Origin of the sequence: Rothia sp. HMSC061E04 (assembly GCF_001813685.1) — a bacterium.
Lineage (GTDB): Bacteria > Actinomycetota > Actinomycetes > Actinomycetales > Micrococcaceae > Rothia > Rothia mucilaginosa.
Genome location: NZ_KV813698.1, coordinates 213,842 through 234,548 on the forward strand (window position 1 = coordinate 213,842; position 20,707 = coordinate 234,548).

Below are 20,707 nucleotides of genomic sequence, written 5' to 3' on the forward strand. Positions count from 1 at the left end.
GGATAAAACTAGTTAGAACGCGCCGAAGCCTGCTGGAGCAGCTGATGATCAGCGTAACCATTCAGGCCAACAGTCTCGACGGGAGGGCCGTAGCCAGCCATCTTCTGAACCTCCTCCTGAGTCTCCGGAGAGACGCCAGGAAGGGTATCGCAGATGCTCTGCAACAACCCGTAGTGGGGCAGATTTCCGTCCTTCATGGACAGACGAAGAAGCTCAAGGGACGGACGGTACGCCTGCAAAGCGGAACGGCCCTTCCGGCGATCCACCAACGCACAGAACTCCAGCACCAGCGGCAGGTAGTCCGGAAGCTCACCGTTCAAAACGGTCAACATACCGGAGTCGCGGTACATCTGCTTGAAACGCAGAAGAGTCTCACCACGGCGGCGGGTATCGCCATCGGTCCAGTAGGACAGATGCAGAGAATGACGACGCGAAAGGTCGTACTCCTGCACGTACTCGGACTGCACATCCTCAAGGTCCTTAGAAGTCAGCCACTGCTGAACCGCATCAACGGCAGCAATGAAAGCCTCATCCTGGGTGGAAGCGGTAATCTCCACCAGTTCAGGCAGAACCTTCAGAGTTTCCTCATCGGGGTAGCCCAGGAGCATACCGCTCACCTGGTAGATCACCGAGTCTTTATCCTCGCCGGGACCGTAATCGATATCGAACGGGTTCTCCGGCTGAGCCGGTTCCGAGACAGCAGCCTCGGAACCGGCCTTGCCCATGAGCTTGGAAAAGAATCCAGCCACTTATTACTTCTTTCCGGTGGTATTCGGGAAGAGGCCGTCAGGACGGGAAGAACCGTCCCAGCTGAACAAGCTGACCTTGTTGTTAGCCTCGTAGACACCGGTGGACACGGGGGTCGGGCGACCCTCCATGTCGTTGAACGCATCGCCGTACATGCCGGGTCCGCCATCCACGCTCAGGGAGCAGCCCATTTCCTCAAGGTTGTGGGCGTCTTCCATGTGAGCCTTCGGAATGACGTAACGCTCGTTGTACTTAGCGATAGCCATCAGGCGGTACATCTCGTACACCTGCTGACCAGTCATGCCAACTGCCTGAGCAATCTCCTCGTTGCCTTCGCCACCGAGGTTGATGTCACGCATGTACGAACGCATCGCAGCCAGGCGGCGCAGAACGTTAGTAACAACCTCAGTGTCACCAGCGGTGAACAGCTCAGCCAGGTACTCAACCGGAATACGGAGAGACTCAATAGCGCCGAACAGGTTGTTGCTGTTCTCTGCATCGTGGCCCTGCTCCTTAAGCAGGTCAACAATCGGAGACAGCGGCGGCACGTACCAAACCATCGGCATGGTGCGGTACTCGGGGTGCAGGGGCAGAGCCACCTTCCACTCCTTCGCCAGCTTGTACACGGGCGACTTCTGAGCTGCAGTAATCCACGCATCGGGGATGTCGTTCTTACGAGCCTGCTCAATCACAGCCGGATCCGAAGGATCAAGCATCAGCGACAGCTGAGCCTCGTAGAGGTCCTTCTCATCCTCAACCGAAGCAGCCTCAGTCACGCGGTCTGCATCGTAGAGGAAGATACCGATGTAGCGCATACGACCAACACAGGTCTCAGCACACACGGTCGGAATACCAGCCTCAATACGGGGGTAGCAGAAGGTACACTTCTCAGCCTTACCCGTCTTGTGGTTGAAGTACACCTTCTTGTAGGGGCAACCGGTGATGCACTGACGCCAACCGCGGCAACGGTCCTGGTCAACCAGAACGATGCCGTCCTCAGCACGCTTGTAGATAGCGCCGGAGGGGCAAGAAGCCATGCAGGAGGGGTTCAAGCAGTGCTCACAAATACGAGGCAGGTAGAACATGAAGGTCTGCTCGAACTCGAACTTAATCTTGTCCTCAGCCTTCTTGCGAACCTTCTCAACCAGCGGGTCCAGGTGACCGTACTCGGTCGCACCAGCCAGGTTGTCGTCCCAGTTCATACCCCACTCGACCTTGGTGTCCTCACCGGTGATGAGGGAGACCGGCTTAGCAGCCGGGAAGTCATCACCCAGAGGAGCACTGGTCAGGTTCTGGTAATCGTAGGTCCAGGGCTCGTAGTAGTCATTCAGCTCGGGCTGAATCGGGGAAGCGAAGATCGTGAAGAGCTTCTGGAAGCGGTTACCGCTCTTGAGCTCCAGACGACCGCGCTTGTTCAGCACCCAGCCGCCCTTCCACTTCTCCTGATCCTCGTAACGGCGGGGGTAACCCTGACCGGGACGAGTCTCAACGTTGTTGAACCAGACGTACTCGGTACCGGCTCGGTTCGTCCATGCCTGCTTACAGGTCACGGAGCAGGTGTGGCAGCCGATGCACTTATCGAGCGCCATCACCATAGCAACTTGTGCCATAACGCGCATTAGAAAGTTACCTCCTGGGACTTACGGCGACGGATGTACGAGACGATGTCTCGCTGGTTACCGGTCGGTCCAAGATAGTTGAAGGCGAACGCCTGGTGAGCGTAGCCACCAATCATGTGGGTGGGCTTCAGAAGAATACGGGTCACCGAGTTGTGAATACCACCGCGCTTACCGGTGACTTCAGACTTCGGGCTAACCATACGCTCCTGAGCGTGGTAGACGAAGCAGACGCCCTCAGGCATACGGTGAGAAACAACCGCACGGCCCACGAAGACACCGTTGGTGTTCACACACTCAATCCACTCGCCGTCCTTGACGCCAATCTTGTCAGCATCCTGCGGGCTCATCCATGCAGTCGGACCGCCACGGAACATGCTCAGCATGTAGTGGTTATCGAAGTACTGCGAGTGAATTGCCCACTTGTTGTGCGGGGTCAGGTAGCGAACAGCAACCGAAACACCATCGGTAGTACCGAGCTCAGGCTCGTTGTACAGGCCGGTCATATCCAGCGGCGGACGGTAAATCGGCAGAGCCTCGCCCATTTCGTGCATCCAGTCGTGGTCGAGGAAGAAGTGCATACGGCCGGTCAGGGTGTGGAACGGCTTCTTCTTCTCGATGTTGACGGTGAACGGAGCGTAACGGCGACCACCGGTCTCCGAACCGGACCACTCGGGGGAGGTCATCACGGGCTGCGGTGCGGCCTGGGTCATGGGGAAGGTGATACGACGTTCCTCGTTACCTTCTGCCAGGTCCATCAGGTGCAGACCAGTCTGCTTCTCAAGCTCCTTGAAGCCCTTGACAGCGACCTCACCGTTGGAGGTACCGGAAATCATGAGGATTGCTTCAGAAATCTTCACGTCGGTATCCAGTGCCGGACGGCCTGCGCCCTTACCGGAGTCCATCACACCGAATTCCTTAGCCATCTTCGCGACTTCGTCCTTCAGGTCGTAAGTGATGAACTTGGTGGTTGCACCGAGCTTATCGAACAGCGGGCCAACGGTGGTGTACATGTCGTACAGTGCGCCGTAGTCGCGCTCGACGGTGACGAAGTTCGGCATGTTCTTGCCGGGTACGCCCACCATACCGGGGGTGTTCTTCCAGTCGGGTGCGTGACCGCCGGGCTGAGCAATCTGGCCGGGGGTGTCGTGCAGAAGCGGGACCGAAACGATGTCCTTACGGACGCCGAGGTGCTTCTTAGCCAGGCGGCTGAACTCAAACGCCAGTGCCTTGAAGGTCTCGTGGTCGGTCTTTGCCTCCCACGGCGGGTCAATTGCCGGGGAGAACGCGTGCAGGAACGGGTGCATATCGGTCGAGGAGATATCGTGCTTCTCGTACCAGGTAGCAGTCGGCAGAACGATGTCAGACAGCAGGGTCGTGGAGGTCATACGGAAGTCCGAGGTGACCAGCAGATCCAGCTTGCCCTGAGGCGCGTCCTCAACCCACTTCACTTCGTTCGGCAGCTTCTCCGAGTCGGAGCCCTGGACGTTGTCCATGCTACCGACCAGGTGCTTCAGGAAGTAGCTCTCACCCTTAGCGGAGGAACCGAACAGGTTCGAACGCCACAGGGTCAGGGTACGAGGCCAGTTGACGGGGTTGTCAACGTCCTCAACGGAGAACTCCAGGTCACCGGAGTTCAGGCGCTGTGCAATGTAGTCCGCGTTCGAGGAAGCCTCGCCGCGTGCCACTGCCTGCTCTGCCTTGTCTGCCAGATCCAGCGAGTTCTCGGGGAACTGCGGGTAGAACGGCATCCAGCCCATACGGGTAGAACGTGCCACAACGTCAGCAGTGTGAACATCGCGCAGCTCGCCCTTAGCCAGCGGGGACTGCAGGTAGTCGGTGGAGTATGCGTCCTGACGGAACTGGTCAGTGTGCATGTACCAGAAGCCGGTACCGATCATGTGACGCGGCGGGCGGCTCCAGTCCAGAGCGTTCGCAATGTTGGTCAGACCGGTCAGAGGACGTGCCTTCTCCTGGCCCACGTAGTGAGCCCAACCGCCACCGTTACGGCCCTGGCAACCGGTCAGGTTCAGCAGAGCGAGGATAGCGCGGTAGGTGGTGTCAGCGTGGTACCACTGGCAAATACCTGCACCGAAGATGACCATGGAGCGACCGCCGGAATCCAGGGCGCTCTTGGCGAACTCGCGGGCAACGCGAATAACAGCCTCGGCGGGGACAGAAGTAATCTGCTCCTGCCATGCCGGGGTATTCTGAACGTTCCAGTCCTCGTAGTCCTTAGCCCAGGTACCGGGCAGACCCTCACGGCCCACACCGTACTGTGCCAGCATGATGTCGAAGACGGTAGTAACTTCGTGACCATCAACGTAGGTTACGGGCACGCCGCGGGTAATGACGTCGCCGTGGCCCTTCGGGTTATCGAAGGTCGGCATCTTAATCTCAACCGCTGCGGACTGGCCCTGAGGCAGGTCGCGAATCGACAGAATCGGCTTACGACCCTGCAAATCCAGGTTCCACTTGCCCTGGTCTTCCTGAGCGTAACGGTGACCCATGGTGCCGTTGGGCACGAAGACCTCGCCAGTCTCGCGGTCCATCAGGACGGGCTTGAAGTCAGCGTTCGGCTGCTCAGCCTCGCCAGCGAGCTTTGCAGCGGTCAGGAACTTGGAGGGAACCTTAATGCCGTCTTCACGGGTTTCCAGGGTGACCAGGAAGGGAAGGTCGGTGTAGGTCAGGGAGAAGTCCTCGAAGAACTCGACACGCTGGTCGACGTAGTTCTCCTTGAGGATGACGTGACCCATTGCCATTGCCAGTGCCGCGTCGGTACCTGCCTGTGCGGGCAGCCACTCGTCAGCGAACTTGGTGTTGTCGGCGTAGTCGGGGCTCACGGTGACAACCTTGGTACCGCGGTAGCGAACCTCGGAGACCCAGTGAGCGTCCGGGGTACGGGTCAGCGGAACGTTTGCGCCCCACATGATGAGGTATGCAGCGTCCCACCAGTCGCCAGACTCGGGCACGTCGGTCTGGTCACCGAAGACCTGCGGGGAAGCCACGGGGAGATCAGCGTACCAGTCGTAGAAGCTGGTCATGACGCCGCCCATCAGCTGGACGTAGCGAACACCCGCACTGAAGGACACCATGGACATTGCCGGAATCGGGGTGAAGCCGGTGTTACGGTCGGGACCGTAGTACTTGATGGTGTGCACGTGAGCAGCAGCCATCAGCTCGAGAGCCTCAGCCCAGGTCGAGCGCACCAGACCACCCTTACCGCGTGCGTTAACGTAGCGTGCACGCTTAGCGGGGTCGGACACGATGGAGTGGAAGGCGTCCACGGGATCGTTGTGGATTGCCTTCGCTTCGCGGTACATCTCCAGCAGGAGACCGCGAACGTAGGGGTACTTAACGCGGGTGGGAGAGTAGGTGTACCACGAGAATGCTGCACCGCGGGGACAGCCGCGGGGCTCGTACTCGGGGCGGTCGGGACCAACCGAGGGGTAGTCAGTTTCCTGTGCTTCCCAGGTGATAATGCCGTCCTTGACGTACACCTTCCAGGAGCAGGAGCCGGTGCAGTTCACGCCGTGGGTAGAGCGAACTTCCTTATCGTGGCTCCAACGGTCGCGGTAGAAGGCGTCACCTTCGCGGCCGCCTTCACGGAAGACGGCGCGGCCGTCTTCAGTCTCATCCCAGCGGGAGAAGAACTTACCGAACTTGATCAGCTGATCGGTAAGGGGGCCGTCCGGGCCCTTAATCTGTGATGCTTGTTCCATACTGCCCAATATATCGGAAATTTGGCATGGAAAATACGAGATAAAAACCTTGCCTAATTCATACGAAATAAGGGTGTTTTAGACCGTAAGCCAGGCGGAAATTCCACCCTCAAGCATGTACACAGAACGCTCCTCCAGAGGCGCTATTTCACGAGCCGCCTCAACCGTTCGGGTGTATCCGGTGCAGTAAATAACGATTTTCTGGGCATTTGCGGGGATTTTACGCTCAATCAGGGCTTTGAGAGAGTCATTTCGAGCCGCTTCAAGCAATTCAGTGAGGGGTAGGTTAATGGCACCGTCAATCGCAAAGGCATTGAACTCCACCTGCTCACGGACATCCAAAAGGGCAATATTTTCACCCGATGACATCTTTTTAAGGTCCTGAGCGCTCATCGAGCGGGGTTTCGAGTCAGCAGAAGAGCTTGTAAAATCCTGAGAAATATTACGAATTGTTACATGATTTTTGGGCTTATGACTCGTTTCTTGGGGCAAAACAGCGCTTTTCTTAGGTACAGCTTGCACGCTAGCTACAAGAGGTATATATTCCCACCTTCCGCTTAATGCCGAATATAGGCCAACCTCACCCATGAGCGGCTCCCCCACCCCGGTCAGCAGCTTCACCGCCTCCATGGCCATCGCAGCACCCACCACGCCAGCCATAGCACCCACCACGCCAGCAGTACTACACGACGGCACGCTACCGGCAGCAGGAGCATGAGGGTACAAATCCTCATACACCGGACCGCGACCAGCCCAAAACACACTCAGCTGCGCATCAAAACCAAGGATCGCAGCCCACACATGCGCAATCCCAGCACGCGCAGCCGCCGCCGACACCACATAACGCGACTCGAAATTATCGCTACCATCCAGCACCAGGTCAGCACCAGACAGAAGCTCATCAACATTCGCCTCCGTCAAACGCTCTCGCACCGGCACAACCTCAATAAAAGGATTCAACGAGCGCAAAGACTCTGCGGCAGACTCAGCCTTAGAATTACCCACTCTGGCGTGCGTATGAATCACCTGGCGGTGCAGATTCGAGGCATCCACGAAGTCATCATCAACCACCACAATCTGACCGACCCCGGCACCCGCCAGGTACAGCAGCGCGGGAGCACCCAAACCGCCAGCACCCAGCACCACCACGCGTGCGCGCTTGAGCGCCAACTGAGCCTCGTAACCCATTTCGGGCAGAATCAGCTGACGAGAGTAGAACGCACGCTCAGCGGCAGAGAGCTCGCCCGTGCCGGTTGAAGGCTGAGAAGACATAGGGATTCCTCGCGTCTAGTAGTAGAGGTGACTTGAGCTTTCAAGGAGAATAAGCCTGCCCGAGAGAAATCCCCCTGACAGGCTTATATAGAGATATCAGAATATTCAGAAGGCTAAGCAGGCGAAGTGTCCACACCAACCCACTCGATGCTTCCATCGAGCAGTTCCTGTTCCTTCCAAATCGGCACACGAGCCTTCACCCGGTCAGCCACCAGCTCACAGGCATCAAACGCACGGCCACGGTGAGCAGCCGCCGCCATCACGGTCAGAGCCGACTCACCAATAGCAATCGGACCCACACGATGCACAGCCCACAGACGCACACCGTCCAGCTCGGCAGCAACCTCGGCGGCAACCTCCGCAATATACTCACGAGCCTGCGGATGCGCGCTATAGGACAGCCCGCGAACCGCACTACCGTGATCATGGTTGCGCACAATACCGTCAAAAGTTACCAGGGCACCCATGGCGTCAGTCATGACCTCAGTCTTAGCCGCCGCGTACAACGGCTCCAAGGGAGCCTCCGTAATATCGGTGAACACCACGGTCGAGCCGCTCGGCTCAGCACCGTGCGCACCCGAATGGTCCAGGGATTCTTCGTTCTGCGGCTTAGTGGTCATGGTAGTCCTCCATCTGGCGGCAAATGTGCTCAACAAGCGGGTCGAGGGTTGCCACGCCGTCCTTCACACCACCGCGCGAACCGGGCAAGGTCATCACGAAGGTTCGGTCAATAACACCCGCCACGCCGCGTGAAAGCACCGCCGCGGGAACGTTCTTCAGACCGTTCATCCAGAAGGCGTGCATGATGCCGGGTACTTCCTTGTCCAGGTGGGGGCGAACCGCCTCCACGGTCTGGTCGTCAGAGTTCAGACCGGTACCACCACTGGTCAGGATGAAGGTCGGCAGGTTACCGTTCTTCTTACCTTCGGTCACCAGGGTGTTGAAGTACTCGACAATATCGCGGTCTTCAATGACCACGGCATCCGGGGTGTCGAAGCCGCGCGAGCGCAGCCACTCCACAGCGATGGGGCCGGACTTATCCTCGTACACGCCGCGGGCTGCACGGGTGGAGGCGACAATAACCAGGCCGGTGAGGTTCTCGGGCATGGTGTAGTCTTCGCTACTCATTGGAATTCCTTTTCTGTATCTATCAGGTGACGGTGGGATCGGTGGGGGCGGTGTGCCGCCGGAGCTTAGGAGTCCTCGCGGACGGACCAGTCGCCGGACTTGCCGCCGCTCTTCTCCAGAACACGGATATCGGTAATGACGGCGTGCTTATCGACTGCCTTAATCATGTCGAAAACAGTCAATGCCGCTGAGGAGACGGCGGTGAGCGCCTCCATCTCTACGCCGGTGACGCCACGGGTCTTCACGGACGCCTCAATACGCACAAAGTCGGTGCCGCGCTCAAAGTCCACCGTAATCTTACCCAGGGGCAGCGGGTGGCAGAGGGGAATGATTTCCGGGGTGCGCTTAGCACCCATAATGCCCGCAACGCGTGCGACGGGAAGGGCGTCACCCTTGGGCAGGTCAGCGTCAAAAATCATGGCAATCACGTCTTCGCGGGTGCGCACGGTCGCCTCAGCCAGGGCGGTTCGGGTGGTGACCGACTTCTCCGTAACGTCCACCATGTGTGCTGAGCCGTCGGCGCGCACGTGGGTCAGTTCCTGGTTGGGCTGCGAGGTAGAGGTCATCGTTTCTCCTGGCTTCTGCGCGGTATTCTTCTGCCGCGAATCGTTACTTAGTGTGAGTCTCAATTATTCCTTGTCGTTCGACCAAGGAACAATGCGGGGATGTTGCCCCTAGTTATCGGTGAGGCGAATGCGGTGGTAGGGTACCGCCTCTCCCCCGGTGTAGGTGGTTCCGGGCGCCAGCTCGATGAGCACATCCGCCTGAGCGGCGCGGTGCAGTAAGTGCGAGCCTGAGAGGATGTCCGGGTAGAGCTCCACCCGGTAGGTTCCGGGTTCCACCTCGACCATGGCGAGGGTGCCACGCAGGAACTGGCGCTTGGTCGCCGGTGCGGTGAGCGGGGTGTCGGTGACGAGCACGCCTCGCGGTGCATTGTTCAGGGTTGCCTGTTCGGAGGCGACCGCGTAGGGCACGCCGTAGGGGCCGCCAGCACGCAGGTAGGGGCGCAGAATTAATGCGTACGAGATGAGCGTGCTCACAGGGTTTCCGGGGAAGGAAATCATGGGCACGCGGTGGCCCTTGAAGTCGAGCAGGTTCACGCCCTGGGGGCCGCCGGGCTGCTGGCTGACGTGGCCGAACCAGGAGACGGGCACCAGGATATCGGCTTCGTGTGCCTTGGCGATGGCGTTGCGGACCACCTCGTATTTACCGTGGCTGATACCGCCCGAGGTGATGATGATGCCCGGTTTGAAGCTCTCGTATTCTGCCGTGAGGCGGTGCAGTAGCTCGATAGGATCGTCACCGATAGCGATGCGTCGCACCTCCGCTCCGTCTTCTCGGAGCATGGCGGTGAGCATGGGGCCGTTGGCGTCAAAAATCTGGCCCTGAGCGAGTTCCTGAGTGGTGGCGCTTCCGTCTTCTTCAACGCCGGAGAAGATCTCGTCGCCGCCGGTGCACACGAGCACGCGGGGACCCGCCGCGACGGTCAGGCGCGCGTAGCCCTGGGAGGCGAGCGCACCAAGCAGGGCGGGGGTGATGCGTTCACCAGCACGTGCAAGGACCTGTCCGGTGACGACGTCCTCGCCGCGGCGACGGACGAACTGTCCGGGCTTGCCGGGGGCGAGTTTGACCTTTTCGCTGGGACGGCCGAAGGATTCGGGTAGGTCAGGGTATTCGATGCGTTCGGACTGTTCGACGGGGATGACGGCGTTGTAGCCCTTGGGCATGGGCGCGCCGGTCATGATGGGGTAGGTCAGGTCGTCGGAGGAGCGGGAACGCTGGAGAGGTCGGCCTGCGGGGATTTCACGTCCGACGGTAAAGATGCGGTCTTCGCGTTCTGCGGCTTCGGCGGTGAGGGCGTAGCCGTCCATTTGGGAGTTGTCGAAGCTTGGTACGTCCATGCGTGCGGTGACATCTTGGGCGAGGATGCGTCCTGCCGCGTGGTAGAGGGGAACCGTTTCTGCTGTGCCAATAAAAACTTCGCGTAGCAGTAGCGCCAGGTAGGCGCGGTATTCTTCGGTGCTGGGGGTTCCGTTGAATTCGGGGGAAATCATGGCGGTTCCAATCGTGCGGCGGCGGTTATGACTAGTGTATGTGTGTGTTTGTGGGCTGGTAAATGGAGCTTGTCCTAAGGCTCTCTGCATGCCAGGGTGGGTGGGGTGAGCGGCGGGGTAGCTTATCGGGTGCTTTCGCGTAGTTTTTTGAGGGCGCGGATTAGGCCGAGGACCCCGAAGATTCCTAGGTAGAGGCTGATGAGTATCAGGGCGCTTCCGAGGGCGCTGGGGATGTCGCTGCTGTTGATGGCTAGGTCGATGGCGAGGGGTATGGTTTGGGTTTTGCCTTGCACGTTGCCGGCGAAGGTGACGGTTGCGCCGTATTCGCCGAGGGCGCGGGCGAAGGAGAGCAGGAAGGCGGTGGCGAGGCCGGGCGCGGCGAGGGGCAGGAGCACTTTGAAGGTGATTTCTGCGGGTTTAGCGCCTTCGACGAGGGCGATTTCTTCGTATTCACGGGGAATAGCCTGCAGGGTGGTGACCGCGGTGGCAACGAAGAAGGGTAGGGCGACGAAAACCTGGGCGACAATCACTGCGTTGGGGGTGAAGGGGATGGAGATTCCTGCCTGGTGGAGGTAGGTGCCGATCATGCCTTTGCGTCCCCAGAAGAAGAGCAGCCCGAGGCCGGAGACAACCGGGGAGAGAATCACCGGGGTGTAGATGATGGCGTAGAGAACTGACCCGAATCGGTGTAGCCGCGAGCGGTTGAGCACTTTGGAGAGCACGAGCGCCAGGGGTGCACCGAGAAGCCCGCAGATGAGGGTGGAGACGGTGGCGGTGCTGAGTGAGAGGTTCGCCGCCCCGAGCACCTGCGGGGTGAAGATGCTGCCGAGCTGGTTCCAGGGGATGTTGAGGAATAGCCCGAGGAGGGGTCCGGCAATGAGGAAAATACCCAGCGACGCCGGAACCAAGAAGAGCACGGGCACGGAGGCGAAGAGTCTGTTTCCGGGTGTGCGTGAGGTTCCGGCGTTGCGGCGGGTAGCGGTAGTGTCTGTCATGGGTGGTGAGACGCGGGTTGTTCCCTACTGTGTTGAATTACTTTGCGGTGCTGAAGCCGTACTCGGTGAGAATCTTCTTCGCCTCATCGGAGTTCTTCAGCCATTCGTTGAACTTCTTCGCGGTCTCGGAGGAGGAGCCGGTCTTGCTGAGCGCTGCGGGGTATTCGTTGCGTTCCACGTCGGTCAGTTCGACGGAGCCGAGGTTGACGCCCTTTTTCTTGGCGGCGGCGAGGTCGGTGGTGTAGATGAAGCCCGCATCGGCGTTACCGGTGGTGACCTTGGTTGCTACGTCGGTGACCTTGCTTTCGGTGGTTGCGTTCTTGAGGGTGATGTCGTGCTTCTTCAGTTCCTGGTGGGCGATGGTGCCGCAGGGGACTTCTTCTTTGCAGACTGCGACGACGCCGTCGGTGGTCTTGAGGTCGTCGAGGCTGTTGATTTTGCCGGGGTTTCCTTCGGCGGTGACAAGCACGAGCTTGTTGGTGACCAGAACGTTGGTTTCAGAAGCCGAGAACTGGTCGAGCTTCTTTGCTTTGTCCATGTTCTTGGTGTCTGCGGTGATGAGCAGGTCGGGGGTTGCGCCCTGCTCAATCTGGTTGACGAGCTTTGCGGAGCCTTCGTAGACGAAGGTAACGTCCACGCCGGGGTTGGCGGCTTCGTATGCCTTTTCGAGGTCTGCGCCGGCGTTGTTCAGGGAGGCTGCAGCGAAGACTTCGACCTTGCCGGAGGCAGCCTGACTACTCGATGCGGAGGCAGTGGACGAAGAGGAGCTCTGGGTGGCGCCACAACCGGTGAGGGCGAGGGTTGCTGCGGCGAGCGCGCTGAGGGCTGCGAGGGGGCTCTTCATGAAATTTGTTTCCTTTGTGGTTCGTACTCTTGCGGTGGTGAGGTGTTTCCCTGTCCGGGCTTTGTGTGACGTTTTGTGTACGTCCCTAGCTTGTACACGTTGTTTTCGTCATGGTGGTCTGCGGTGGCGCAGTTGTAACTTACCCTGCACACACTATGTGCGGGGCACCGGAACATGGAATAATCATATTGTCACCTGAAATATGCAAATTTTCCACATAGGTTTTACATGGCGTACACGGCAAATTCGGCTTCTTCTGAGCTCATTGCGGGCCCAATGTTAAGCACCTTATCTTCTGCGGAGGGTAATGGGGCTGCTTTTGTGACGCCCCAAAAATCTGAAAGTAGCGCAAAGACCCAGCGTAAACTCCCGAATATTACGAATAGCGGTCCGCTCTTGGACCGTTGGGGTCGCGTGGCGACGGATCTGCGTATCTCTCTGACCGATAAATGTAATCTTCGTTGCATTTATTGCATGCCGGCGGATGGTTTGCAGTGGCTTCCCAAGGAGAATCTGCTCTCCGCCGAGGAGATCGCGCGCCTTGCCGATATTGCGATTACTGAGCTGGGCGTGGAGGAGATCCGCTTTACCGGTGGCGAGCCGCTGGTGCGCGCCGATTTGGTGGACATTATTTCCCGTATCCATCAGGCGCATCCGGATGTTCCGCTTGCTATTACGACGAACGGTATTGGCTTGGAGAAGCGTGCCGCAGCCCTGGCGGAGGCTGGTCTGACCCGCATCAATGTTTCTCTGGATACGATTTGCCGTGAGACTTTCGCGGCTCTGGCTCGCCGCGACAAGCTCGATGCCGTACTCAAGGGTATTGACGGTGCTGCCGAGGCTGGCCTGTGGCCCATCAAGATTAATGCTGTGCTGATGCCGGGCCTGAATGATGATCAGGCTCCGGAGCTTCTGCGCTGGGCGTTGGCGGGTGGCTATCAGCTGCGTTTTATTGAGCAGATGCCGCTGGATGCCGATAACCGTTGGACCCGTGAGGGCACGATTACTGCCGCTGAGATTCGTGAGAAACTGTCGGCTGAGTACGTTTTGGGTTCGGTGGCTGAGGCTCGCGGCGACTCCCCCGCTCAGCTGTGGGAGGTGTACCCGCTCGGTACTGCCCTGGATGAGGCGGGCTTCCCGGCTGACGGCACCGAGTCGCTGGGCCGTGTGGGCATTATCGCTTCGGTGACCGAGTCGTTCTGCAATGCGTGCACCCGCACCCGTCTGACGGCGGACGGCAAGATTCGCTCGTGCCTGTTCTCTGACACTGAGACTGACCTGATGCAGCTTCTACGTTCCGGCGCTGACGATCAGCAGCTGGCTCTGCGTTGGCGTGAGGGCATGTGGTTTAAGCCGCGCGCTCACGGCAAGGAAGACGCTGACTTCGATATTGAGGAGTTCGCCAAGGCGAGCCGCTCGATGAGCGCTATTGGTGGCTAAAGAAGCTACCCTATTTATTAGCCGGATATACAGCCAAATATGCGTGGGACAAGGTCTTTTACTGGCACCTTACACCCCTGGCTTTCGGCTACCCTGCTCAGAGTTTAATCAAGGATTGAGGAGCATTATGCAGGTTCATTTTTTCGCTGCCGCGCGTTCTGCGGCGGGTACCGCGCAGCTGTCGGTGCCCCTGGCTGAGCTGTCGTCTGCAACTCTTGGCGTGCTGATTGAGCATCTGGGTCAGAGTTTGGAGGGTACGACCCCTTCAGGTCTGACTCTTGCGCAGGTCATGGAGCAGTGCTCGTTCCTGATCAACGGTGCCCGTTCTGATGCGCAGGCTCCGCTGCAGGATACCGATCGTGTGGACGTTCTGCCTCCCTTTGCGGGTGGATAATGCGGACGGATAAGATGCCCAGTTCTGAGCTTCCCGCTGAGGGTGATTTTTCGTGCGCCGCGGTCATTGTTGCCGGAGGCGCTTCTCGCCGCCTGAACCACGTTCCGAAGGCGTCTCTGTCTGATGGCACGAATACCCTGCTGGGTTGTGCCCTGGAGGCGGTGGCCGCCGCATCCCCGCGCGTGGTCGTGGGTCCTGAGAGCTTGCCGTTGCCGTCCCGGGTGTTGCGCACTCGTGAGGATCCGCCGTTTTCGGGTCCTGCTGCGGCGATTCATGCCGGCTTGGAGTGTATTGCGGCCGATTGCGAGCGCTCGCAGGTGCCTCTGCCTGAATGGTGTCTGATTTTGGGTGTGGATACTCCGCGTATTGCCCCGGCGGTTCAGCAGTTGATTGCCACCGCGCGGGCTGCCGAACAGGCTTCTGTAGGGCAGTCAGCCCCCACCGATTCTGAATCATCTGCAGGTTTCTGGGGTGTTGCTGAGGGCATCTATCAGCCCCTGGTGGGTATTTACCGTTTTGATGCGATCCGATCGGTCTTTTCGACCGGCACCACCGACGCTTCTGTTCGTTCTTTTTTGCGCCGTTTGAACCCGGTGGCGGTTCAGATGTCTGCCGCTGACACAGCCGATGTTGATACGTGGGAGCAGGCGCAGTCTCTCGGTTATACGACTTCGCTCTGGTCGAGTTATTAGCATCTGAGGCGCCCAGGAGCGCTAGTTGCCAAGCTACGAGTAACCTAGGTAGTAGGTTAGGGCTCTGGGCACCGCATTCGGTAGCATTTTTGAGCTCGCGCGCTGTTGCGCGTCCCGCACACACTTTTACGAGGTACGATGTCTCACCATATTCCTTCTGTTTCGTGGCAGCAGGCCCGCCAGATTCTGCATGAGCAGGGCCTGGACATTGCGCATCATGTGAAGACAGAGTCTTTGCCCCTGTTGGCGACGATTGGCCACTATTTGGCGGATGATGTTTATTCGATGATGCCGGTGCCCCATTACAGCTCTTCCGCGATGGACGGTTACGCTGTGGCGGGTGCGCCTCCGTGGCGTCTGGTGACGCCGGCGTATCCGGAGGATTCTCGCGCGAATATTCACCGTCTGACGGTGCCGATTGTTCCGGGTGAGGCGACTCCGATTCTGACGGGTGGTTTGCTCCCTGAGGGTGCCGAGGCGATTGTGCGTGAGGAGCATTCCCGCCTGTATGAGGGTGCGGAGGGTTCTTCTCGTCCGGGCATGGGTTCCCATTTGGAGACTCAGGCGAGCATTCATTACCTGGATATGGCGGAGGGTTTTGAGCCTCCGGCACCGGGTGCTGATATTCGCCATGCTGGTGCTGAGCTGGAGCGTGGCGAGCTGTTGGCGCGCCACGGTGACCGTGTGTCTGCTCGTATGGCGGCGTTTTTGGGCACGAATGGTTTTGATGAGTTGCCGGTGTATACTCCGATTCCGGTGCGTTGCGCGTTTACGGGTAATGAGGTCATTACGTTTGGTGTGCCTGCGCCGGGTCAGGTGCGTGATGCGTTTGGCGGCTTTATGGAGCATGCGATTATTTCTGCTGGTTGCGAGGCGCGCCCTTCGATTCGCTTGGCGGATGTTGAGTCTGAGTTCCGCACATTTTTGTCTACGTCGACGGCTCGCGTGTTGGTGTTTACGGGCGGGTCGAGCACTTCGGGTGTTGATTTGGTGCGTAAGGTGCTCAACGATATGGGTGCGACGTACCTGTTTGAGTCGGTGGATGTGCGTCCGGGTCATCCTGCGTTGGCTGCGCGTTTGCCGGTTCCGGAGACGGGTCCGAATTCGGGTCGTGAGCGTTTTGTGTTGGGTCTTCCGGGTAATCCTTTGGCTGCGTACACGGCTTTGTATTCGTATTTGCCGCCGCTTTTGGCTGGTATGAGGGATATGCCTCTTCCTGAGCTGGATTCGGCGGTTCTGGGTGATCCAGTGGATGCTTTGCGTAAGCCGGCGGGGGCTCGTCTGCTTCCGGTGTCGGTGCGTGATGGTGTGGCGTATCCTCTGCCGAAGTCGGCGTCGCATATGTTGTCCTCGTTGGCGGCGGCTACTCACTGCGCGGTGTTGGATGATTCTTCGGTGCGGGGTTCTGCGCATGAGGTGGGGGCTCGCGTTCCGATTATTCCGGTGCTGTAGACCGGCACGGCGAATCGGTGCGTTTGACAGCGCAGGGGAGACAGCACAGGGGAAAAGCGCTTTTTCTGGTTTTGAGGCCACGTCTGGTTTTTGAGGCCACGTTAGCCCCGGTGAAGAAGGTATAGTAGAGAGATATGTCAATCGTTTAGCATACCGAAGGGGGCCCCCGTGGCTAAGCCCAAACTCAGCGACGTTGCAGCCCTGGCGGGAGTCTCCCCCACCACGGTCTCCCGCGTGCTCAACAACCGCGGCTACCTGAGCGAAAGCACCCGCACCAAGGTCCACGAGGCAATGCGGGAACTCGGCTACCGCCCCAACGCCATCGCCCGCAGCCTGCAGGGCCAGCGCTCGCAGATGGTGGGCCTCATCTTCCCCACGGTCGCAAACCCCTTCTACGGGGAGATGGTGTACCGCCTCGAAAGTTACCTTGCCGAAGCAGGCTACCGGGTCATTCTCTGCAATAGCGATGACCACCCCGAACAAGAGAAGCGCTACCTGGAGATGCTTTTCTCCAACCAGGTGGACGGCATTATCAGCGGCGCGCACTCTGACGCGCTGGTGAATATTCCGCACGCCCAGGCTCCCCTGGTGACCGTGGACCGCCTCGAAAGCGGCTTTTACCCGAATGTCCGCTCCGATAATTACGGAGGCGCTCGCGCCGCCACGGAGCACCTCATCGCCACGGGTGCGCAGAATATTGTGCACGTGACATCAACCCTGGGTGAGCACAATGAGCGTCAGCGCGGATACCGTGAGGCAATGCTCGAAGCCGGACTCATGCCGGAGTTCCTGGAGCTGGGCTTCCGTCCTTCACTGGGTATTAAACGTGAGGTGCTCTACCGCTACCTTGATGAACGCGCCGATAGTCCGGAGCCGGTGGATGCGGTCTTTGCCTCCAACGATAATTACGCCGCGTTGGCGCTGGGCTGGGCGCGCGCACGCGCTATTCGTGTTCCGGAGGATTTCCAGGTGATTGGTTACGATGGCACGCAGAGCGTTCAGCTGCTCATGCCGGAGTTGGCGACCGTGGTTCAGCCGATTGAGGGCATGGCAGAGCGTACCGCGCAGCGTCTGCTGGAGTTGATTGAGCTACGGCAGGGAGAATCCGCCGAGGAAACTACTCCCCCGATGAGCCAACCTGAGGATGTACTCCCCGTTGAGCTCCATCTGGGGGCTACGGTGCGTTCCATCCCAGATCTGGATCAGATTCAGCCTGATATGTCTGCTCCGGATGAGCTCCAATAAGAAACTCGTCTTCTGAGAATAAAAATCCGCCCCACCGTGCGAGTGCTCACGGTGGGGCGGATTTTGTATATACATTTATCGGTTTTGTGAGCGTCCGGAAGTTTTAGGAGTTGCGCTGCACAATCTCGGTCGGGCCGGTTCCGGGGTAGACCATGCCAACGGCGTGCGCCTTGGAGAAGATGCCGTGGAGCGGGCCGAGGGAGAAGAATCCGCGGCGCTCGTAGAGGCGTGCACTGTCGTAGGTCGATGCTTCGAGGTAGGCGGGGTAGTCGCCGATGCGTTCGGTACCGTAGTCGAGTAGCTGGGAGCCAATGCCCCGGCCACGATACTCTTCGAGAACACCAATGTTGAAGAGGTACCAGTGCTTGTACGCGGGACGGTACTTGAGCAGATGCAGCTCCATTAGGGTCGCCTTCAGCAGAGTCTTGCAGCCGAGCGCCTTGTAGTAGGCGCCAATCTGCTTGAGTTCGTTAGCGAAGGAACCTTCGTGGGATTCGGGGGTGTTCCAGAGGCAGACACCCACGATTTTTCCGGTGGTGTCGTCAATAGCAATGTCGATACGTCCGCGGCCCTGGAAGTTGCCGTAGACCTGCAGGGTCATGATTGCGCGAAGCTTGGCAAGTTCCTGTCGGCGGCTACCACCTGCAATGACTGCCATCATGGCGGGGTCTCCGTCGAATGCGGCAATCAGTACCTCGAGCGCATCTGCATATTCATGAGACTCGGCGGTGCGGACGGTATAGGAAGCTGAGGTCATATTTACCCTTTACAAAAGCTTGAAACTATACATAAATATTAGCTGGATTATTCACTCCTGGCTAATAAATTGTTCCTTATCAAGACATTTTTCATGACCATGCACCAATGTGCGCCAGCTTATATTGCACCAATATGCATAATTTTAGTGAATATTTATTCGCATACTTTTTGCACGCTTTTGCAGGAAAAATTGAACACCCCGCACCAGCTCTAGGAAGAGCGGTACGGGGTGCACGTCACGTTGAGGTTATCTACTCATCAAGAGTGCAGACTATGCGTTAGCCTTTGCCTTCAAGGCAACCTTCAGAAGCGAATCCGCACTGGTCACAGATGCACCAGAAACCTGAACATCTTCAACCGAAGCGGCTGCCTTCTTAGAGTTGGTAATCACCATGGGGGTTGCCAGCGGGTAGCCAGCAGCCTTAATCGCGGGAATATCGAACTCAGCGATGACGTCGCCGCGCTTGACGGTGTCATCCTTAGCAACCTTGGGCTCGAAGTGCTTGCCGTCGAGCTCAACGGTGTCCATGCCGATGTGCATCAGCAGATCCAGGCCATCTTCGGTGCGCAGACCGTATGCGTGGCCGGTGGGGAATGCAACGGTAATCTTGCCGTCAGCCGGTGCATAGAGCTTACCTTCGGTGGGCTCCACTGCGGTGCCTGCACCCAGCGCGCCGGAGGAGAAGGTGGGGTCCTTGACGTCAGCCAGCAGAACCACGGAACCAACCATGTGGGAGCCGATTTCGACGCTCTCACCAGCCTCAGCTGCTACGGCAGTAGCGGGGGCTGCGGCAGCTGCTACGGGAGCCGCAGCAGCGGGTGCCTCAGCTTCCTCAGTGTTGTCAGTGTTGCCAACCTCAACCTTCTTACCCCAGATGAAGGAGGCAATGAAGGCGATGACGGTGGTCAGGACGAGGCAGCCCAAGAAGCCCGGGATACCGGCACCGACGGTTGCTTCAATCGAGGGGAAGCCGAGGTAACCAGCAGCGCCCAGCTTACCCGCCTTAATTCCAAGGATAGAGGTAACCATCGAACCAATACCCGCGGAAACGATTGCAATGTAGAAGGGCCAGCGCAGAGCCAGGTTGACACCGAACATTGCGGGCTCGGTAATGCCCAGGAACGCGGAGGGTGCGGCTGCCGAAGCAATACCCTTAATCTTCTTGTTCTTGGTGGTCAGTGCGACACCGGCCGCAGCAGCGCCCTGAGCCACGTTAGACATGGAGGCAACAACAAAGATGAAGGAACCGCCGGTTGCCCACAGGCTCATCTCGATGGGCGGGAATGCCTGGTGCATACCGGTCATCACGATGAATGCGTAGAAGGTACCGAAGAGCAGACCGCCGAGCGGGCCGGCAACAGTGTAGAGCCAGTTGATACCTTCGCCCAGCCAGGTGCCCAGCTGGAACATCGGAGGTCCAACCAACAGGAAGGTCAGGAAGCCGGTGATGAGGATGGTCAGGGTGGGGGTGAAGATGAAGTCGATGGTTCCCTTGAGGACCTTGTGGAAGAACTTCTCGATGTGGGACAGAATAAAGGCAACCAGCATGATGGGCAGCACGGTACCCTGGTAGCCCGCCTGCTGAACCTGCAGACCGAAGAGGTTCCAGTACTTCATCGGGTCGGTGCCTTCAGCACCCGCCAGGGATGCTGCGACGCTGTAGCCGTTCATTAGTGCCGGGGAGACCATTGCGGCACCCATGGTCAGACCGAGGTAGGGATTACCACCGAAGACCTTGGTGGCGGAGAAGCCGACCAGCACGGGCAGGAAGGCGAAGGGGGCGGCGGAGAGCAGGTTAACAATATCCGCAAAGTCAGCCCATTCGGGGAAAAGTTCAATAACAGCCTGAGGACCGAAAATACCCTTAGAGGTCAGGAGGCTATTGAGCGCCATCAGCATACCGCCACCGACCAACACCGGAATGAGCGGCACGAAGATGTCAGCGATAGTCTTGATGAAGCGGGAGACAATGTTGCCCTGCTTGGAGGCAATTTCCTTGAGCTCATCCTTGGATGCCTCGGGCGCACCAGCGGCGATGAGGTGCTTGTGTACCTCGTTGACGTCGCCGGGGCCGACGATGATCTGGAACTGGCCAGCGTTGAGGAAGCTGCCCTTGAGGTCTTCGTCATTGTCGATTGCTGCCTGGTCGACCTTGTCCTGGTTCTTCAGGACGAGGCGAAGGCGGGTTGCGCAGTGCGCGGCTGCAACGATGTTGCCGGCGCCACCGACGTCCTTCAGCACGCGCTGTGCCACTGACTTGTGGTCCACGCTCGCTCTCCTTTGTTTGGAGCACCACCGTATGATGCTTTGTGAATGGGGTGGGGCATATGTCTGTGCGTGTATGTC

General features: G+C 58.8%; 17 protein-coding genes. 5 read left to right on the forward strand and 12 right to left on the reverse strand.

All coding sequences use genetic code 11. The annotated features are described in order from the left end of the window. Positions 1 to 8: 8 nt before the first annotated feature. The 10 genes from narJ to modA all read right to left on the reverse strand — a co-directional run bounded on the left by narJ (position 9) and on the right by modA (position 12,378). Positions 9 to 749, reverse strand: coding sequence for a nitrate reductase molybdenum cofactor assembly chaperone (narJ, locus tag HMPREF2927_RS03770; RefSeq protein ID WP_060824415.1), 741 nt, complete (start codon positions 747 to 749; stop codon positions 9 to 11). Positions 750 to 752: 3 nt separating this feature from the next. Further along, on the reverse strand, positions 753 to 2,366 hold the full coding sequence (gene narH, locus HMPREF2927_RS03775) for a nitrate reductase subunit beta (RefSeq protein WP_005504921.1): 1,614 nt from the start codon (positions 2,364 to 2,366) through the stop codon (positions 753 to 755). Next, positions 2,366 to 6,085 carry a nitrate reductase subunit alpha gene (locus tag HMPREF2927_RS03780; protein WP_070685660.1) on the reverse strand — a complete coding sequence of 1,240 codons (3,720 nt, stop codon included), beginning with the start codon at positions 6,083 to 6,085 and terminating at the stop codon, positions 2,366 to 2,368. The genes narH and HMPREF2927_RS03780 overlap by 1 nt, the downstream gene beginning before the upstream one ends. A gap of 78 nt (positions 6,086 to 6,163) precedes the next feature. After that, positions 6,164 to 7,357, reverse strand: a complete 1,194-nt coding sequence (locus tag HMPREF2927_RS03785) for a ThiF family adenylyltransferase (protein WP_070685663.1) — start codon at positions 7,355 to 7,357, stop codon at positions 6,164 to 6,166. 113 nt (positions 7,358 to 7,470) lie between these two features. Continuing rightward, complete coding sequence (locus HMPREF2927_RS03790) at positions 7,471 to 7,977, reverse strand: molybdenum cofactor biosynthesis protein MoaE (RefSeq protein WP_070685666.1); 507 nt, start codon at positions 7,975 to 7,977, stop codon at positions 7,471 to 7,473. Next, the gene (locus HMPREF2927_RS03795; protein WP_005504911.1) at positions 7,967 to 8,485 is read right to left on the reverse strand and encodes a MogA/MoaB family molybdenum cofactor biosynthesis protein; all 519 of its coding nucleotides are present in this window, start codon (positions 8,483 to 8,485) and stop codon (positions 7,967 to 7,969) included. Before HMPREF2927_RS03795 ends, HMPREF2927_RS03790 begins: the two co-directional genes overlap by 11 nt. A gap of 65 nt (positions 8,486 to 8,550) precedes the next feature. Further along, the gene (moaC, locus tag HMPREF2927_RS03800; protein WP_044150196.1) at positions 8,551 to 9,051 is read right to left on the reverse strand and encodes a cyclic pyranopterin monophosphate synthase MoaC; all 501 of its coding nucleotides are present in this window, start codon (positions 9,049 to 9,051) and stop codon (positions 8,551 to 8,553) included. Positions 9,052 to 9,159: 108 nt separating this feature from the next. Then, the gene (locus HMPREF2927_RS03805; RefSeq protein ID WP_070685669.1) at positions 9,160 to 10,539 is read right to left on the reverse strand and encodes a molybdopterin molybdotransferase MoeA; all 1,380 of its coding nucleotides are present in this window, start codon (positions 10,537 to 10,539) and stop codon (positions 9,160 to 9,162) included. 122 nt (positions 10,540 to 10,661) lie between these two features. After that, positions 10,662 to 11,534: an ABC transporter permease gene (locus HMPREF2927_RS03810; protein WP_070685672.1), complete on the reverse strand. Its 873-nt coding sequence runs from the start codon at positions 11,532 to 11,534 to the stop codon at positions 10,662 to 10,664. Between the two features lie 37 nt (positions 11,535 to 11,571). Next, complete coding sequence (gene modA, locus HMPREF2927_RS03815) at positions 11,572 to 12,378, reverse strand: molybdate ABC transporter substrate-binding protein (protein ID WP_070685675.1); 807 nt, start codon at positions 12,376 to 12,378, stop codon at positions 11,572 to 11,574. A 228-nt stretch (positions 12,379 to 12,606) separates the two neighbouring features. Between modA and moaA the strand changes: the two genes are divergently transcribed. The 5 genes from moaA to HMPREF2927_RS03840 all read left to right on the forward strand — a co-directional run bounded on the left by moaA (position 12,607) and on the right by HMPREF2927_RS03840 (position 17,601). After that, positions 12,607 to 13,818, forward strand: coding sequence for a GTP 3',8-cyclase MoaA (gene moaA / locus HMPREF2927_RS03820; RefSeq protein WP_070685679.1), 1,212 nt, complete (start codon positions 12,607 to 12,609; stop codon positions 13,816 to 13,818). A gap of 127 nt (positions 13,819 to 13,945) precedes the next feature. Then, a complete protein-coding gene (locus HMPREF2927_RS03825) occupies positions 13,946 to 14,212 on the forward strand; it encodes a MoaD/ThiS family protein (protein WP_070685682.1) in 267 nt (88 codons plus the stop codon). A 14-nt stretch (positions 14,213 to 14,226) separates the two neighbouring features. Next, entirely contained in the window at positions 14,227 to 14,904 is a 678-nt protein-coding gene (locus tag HMPREF2927_RS03830) for a molybdenum cofactor guanylyltransferase (protein WP_369825415.1), read from the forward strand. Positions 14,905 to 15,042: 138 nt separating this feature from the next. Next, positions 15,043 to 16,356, forward strand: a complete 1,314-nt coding sequence (locus tag HMPREF2927_RS03835; protein WP_070685688.1) for a molybdopterin molybdotransferase MoeA — start codon at positions 15,043 to 15,045, stop codon at positions 16,354 to 16,356. A gap of 168 nt (positions 16,357 to 16,524) precedes the next feature. After that, positions 16,525 to 17,601 carry a LacI family DNA-binding transcriptional regulator gene (locus HMPREF2927_RS03840; RefSeq protein WP_070685690.1) on the forward strand — a complete coding sequence of 359 codons (1,077 nt, stop codon included), beginning with the start codon at positions 16,525 to 16,527 and terminating at the stop codon, positions 17,599 to 17,601. A 103-nt stretch (positions 17,602 to 17,704) separates the two neighbouring features. Here HMPREF2927_RS03840 and HMPREF2927_RS03845 read toward each other — a convergent pair whose 3' ends face one another. After that, entirely contained in the window at positions 17,705 to 18,358 is a 654-nt protein-coding gene (locus HMPREF2927_RS03845; protein ID WP_070685692.1) for a GNAT family N-acetyltransferase, read from the reverse strand. Between the two features lie 273 nt (positions 18,359 to 18,631). After that, entirely contained in the window at positions 18,632 to 20,629 is a 1,998-nt protein-coding gene (locus HMPREF2927_RS03850; protein ID WP_070685695.1) for a PTS sucrose transporter subunit IIABC, read from the reverse strand. Positions 20,630 to 20,707 lie beyond the last annotated feature (78 nt).

Bases quoted from the DNA above. Each gene is read 5' to 3' on its own strand.
- narH (WP_005504921.1), bottom strand. From the start codon at position 2,366: ATGCGCGTTATGGCACAAGTTGCTATGGTGATGGCGCTCGATAAGTGC.
- HMPREF2927_RS03780 (WP_070685660.1), bottom strand. From the start codon at position 6,085: ATGGAACAAGCATCACAGATTAAGGGCCCGGACGGCCCCCTTACCGAT.
- HMPREF2927_RS03785 (WP_070685663.1), bottom strand. From the start codon at position 7,357: ATGTCTTCTCAGCCTTCAACCGGCACGGGCGAGCTCTCTGCCGCTGAG.
- HMPREF2927_RS03790 (WP_070685666.1), bottom strand. From the start codon at position 7,977: ATGACCACTAAGCCGCAGAACGAAGAATCCCTGGACCATTCGGGTGCG.
- HMPREF2927_RS03795 (WP_005504911.1), bottom strand. From the start codon at position 8,485: ATGAGTAGCGAAGACTACACCATGCCCGAGAACCTCACCGGCCTGGTT.
- moaC (WP_044150196.1), bottom strand. From the start codon at position 9,051: ATGACCTCTACCTCGCAGCCCAACCAGGAACTGACCCACGTGCGCGCC.
- HMPREF2927_RS03805 (WP_070685669.1), bottom strand. From the start codon at position 10,539: ATGATTTCCCCCGAATTCAACGGAACCCCCAGCACCGAAGAATACCGC.
- HMPREF2927_RS03810 (WP_070685672.1), bottom strand. From the start codon at position 11,534: ATGACAGACACTACCGCTACCCGCCGCAACGCCGGAACCTCACGCACA.
- modA (WP_070685675.1), bottom strand. From the start codon at position 12,378: ATGAAGAGCCCCCTCGCAGCCCTCAGCGCGCTCGCCGCAGCAACCCTC.
- moaA (WP_070685679.1), top strand. From the start codon at position 12,607: ATGGCGTACACGGCAAATTCGGCTTCTTCTGAGCTCATTGCGGGCCCA.
- HMPREF2927_RS03825 (WP_070685682.1), top strand. From the start codon at position 13,946: ATGCAGGTTCATTTTTTCGCTGCCGCGCGTTCTGCGGCGGGTACCGCG.
- HMPREF2927_RS03830 (WP_369825415.1), top strand. From the start codon at position 14,227: ATGCCCAGTTCTGAGCTTCCCGCTGAGGGTGATTTTTCGTGCGCCGCG.
- HMPREF2927_RS03835 (WP_070685688.1), top strand. From the start codon at position 15,043: ATGTCTCACCATATTCCTTCTGTTTCGTGGCAGCAGGCCCGCCAGATT.
- HMPREF2927_RS03845 (WP_070685692.1), bottom strand. From the start codon at position 18,358: ATGACCTCAGCTTCCTATACCGTCCGCACCGCCGAGTCTCATGAATAT.